3 protein-coding genes are annotated in these 1,828 nt (G+C 61.2%); all 3 read right to left on the bottom strand.

What is annotated here, in order from left to right:
- On the bottom strand, window positions 1-455 hold a 455-nt coding region (gene tssE / locus WBB95_RS10940; RefSeq protein ID WP_424487607.1), incomplete at its 3' end, for a type VI secretion system baseplate subunit TssE.
- 106 nt (window positions 456-561) lie between these two features.
- Window positions 562-1,044 (bottom strand): type VI secretion system tube protein Hcp, encoded by a 483-nt coding sequence (locus tag WBB95_RS10945; RefSeq protein WP_078743332.1) that lies wholly within the window; start codon window positions 1,042-1,044, stop codon window positions 562-564.
- Window positions 1,045-1,065: 21 nt separating this feature from the next.
- On the bottom strand, window positions 1,066-1,828 hold a 763-nt coding region (gene tssC / locus WBB95_RS10950), incomplete at its 5' end, for a type VI secretion system contractile sheath large subunit (RefSeq protein WP_424487608.1).

The raw sequence follows: 1,828 nt of genomic DNA on the forward strand, positions 1-1,828 counted from the left end.
GTCTTCAGGTACAGGCGCTCGGGCAACGGTTGGCCCCACAGCTCGCCATGAATTTCAAAGGCCATTTGGTTAGGGCTGGCCGCATTGCCGGCGGGCGCGACGGGTACCACCCGCACGCTGTCACGTAAAATCCGCGGTTCGAAATCCCAGATCGCCTGGCGGATGCGCCGCCCCAGCGCTTCTCGGTCCAAACCGGCGGCGGTTTTGCCGGCAAGGTCCGGCAAACCAAAATTGATCACCGACTGCCCGGCCAAAGGATGAGCACTGAGGTCACGAAAGCTGCCCAGGCTGGTGCTGTTGAGCAGCCACCCGAGGTCACGCAACACCGCCTTGCGCAGGCCACGCATCGACAACACACGTTTGTCGCGCGGCTCCACCGCATGCTCGGTGTCGTCATCGCTGAGGCGATCAAGCAGCGATGGCTGCAGGCGTTCGCGACTGGTGAGCTCAGCCATGGGCTCGGTTCTCCACTAAAAAGGGGGTGGGTCAGTGACTGCTGTCAGCTGCGAGTTGGGATGATTGAGCCCGCTCATCACACGCGCCCAACCAACCCCGCCGGCTTTAAATTTTCTGGTTCTTTTCCAGGTCCCACTTCTTCGGCGTGCCGGTGATCACGGTGTCGCCGGTGAAGGAGTCGTACTCGTAGCTGATGGTGGTGAAGTTGATGGAGAAGGTTTCGCTCGGGCGCTCGCCGTTACTGCTGGCGGAGTAGGAGCTGATGATCGCTTCGCCGAGGATCAGCTTGAGGAACACCTGTTGTTTCTTGTCCGGGCCGCCGGTCTGGATGAAGTGAATCTCGGCATCGCCCAGGCTCTTGCCGCACACGGCCTGCATGAACAGGTCAGCCGAGGCCAGGTCGGTAGCCTTGGTCATGGAAATTTCCGAGAACGACGGGTTGCTGGTGTCGCGGTCGGTGCCGCCGCCACTGATGGAAATTGCACGGCCTACACCCATCTGGATAGCGTCGATGGTGATCCAGTCTTTGTGCGCGTCGACGGTGGAAGTGCCCTTGATTTGGGTGCCTTTGAAGTTCAGCAGGATCATGGTGGTTACCTTTCAGGTTGATCAGTTGGATTTGGTGGACGGCAGCTTGGAGACCAGACGCAGGGACACGGTCAAGCCTTCGAGCTGGTAGTGCGGGCGCAGGAAAAACTTGGCGCCGTAGTAGCCGGGGTTGCCTTCGATTTCTTCCACCACGACTTCGGCACCCGCCAGTGGCTTGCGCGCTTTGTCGGCGTCGGTGGCAGTGGCCGGGTTGTGTTCCACGTAACGGCCGATCCAGTTGTTGAGCCACACCTGCATGTCGTCGCGCTCTTTGAACGAGCCGATCTTGTCGCGCACGATGCACTTCAAGTAGTGGGCGAAGCGGCAGGTGGCGAACAGGTACGGCAGGCGCGCGGCCAGGTTGGCGTTGGCAGTAGCGTCCGGGTCGTCGTACTCGGCGGGTTTGTGCATCGATTGCGCACCGATGAACGCGGCCAGGTCGCTGTTCTTCTTGTGCACCAGCGGCATGAAGCCGTTCTTCGCCAGTTCCGCTTCACGGCGGTCGCTGATGGCGATTTCGGTCGGGCAGGTCATGTCGACGCCGCCGTCATCGGTTGGGAAGGTGTGCACCGGCAAGCCTTCCACCACACCACCGGACTCGATGCCGCGAATCTGCGAGCACCAGCCGTAGTGTTTGAACGAGCGGTTGATGTTCACCGCCATGGCGTAGGCGGCGTTGGCCCAAGTGAAATCCTTGGCGCCAGCGGCGTCGGTGGTTTCTTCGAAATCGAAGGCTTCGACCGGGTTGGTCTTGGCACCGTAAGGGGCACGCGACAGGAAGCGC

The sequence above is a fragment of the Pseudomonas sp. genome (assembly GCF_049645325.1).
Lineage (GTDB): Bacteria > Pseudomonadota > Gammaproteobacteria > Pseudomonadales > Pseudomonadaceae > Aquipseudomonas.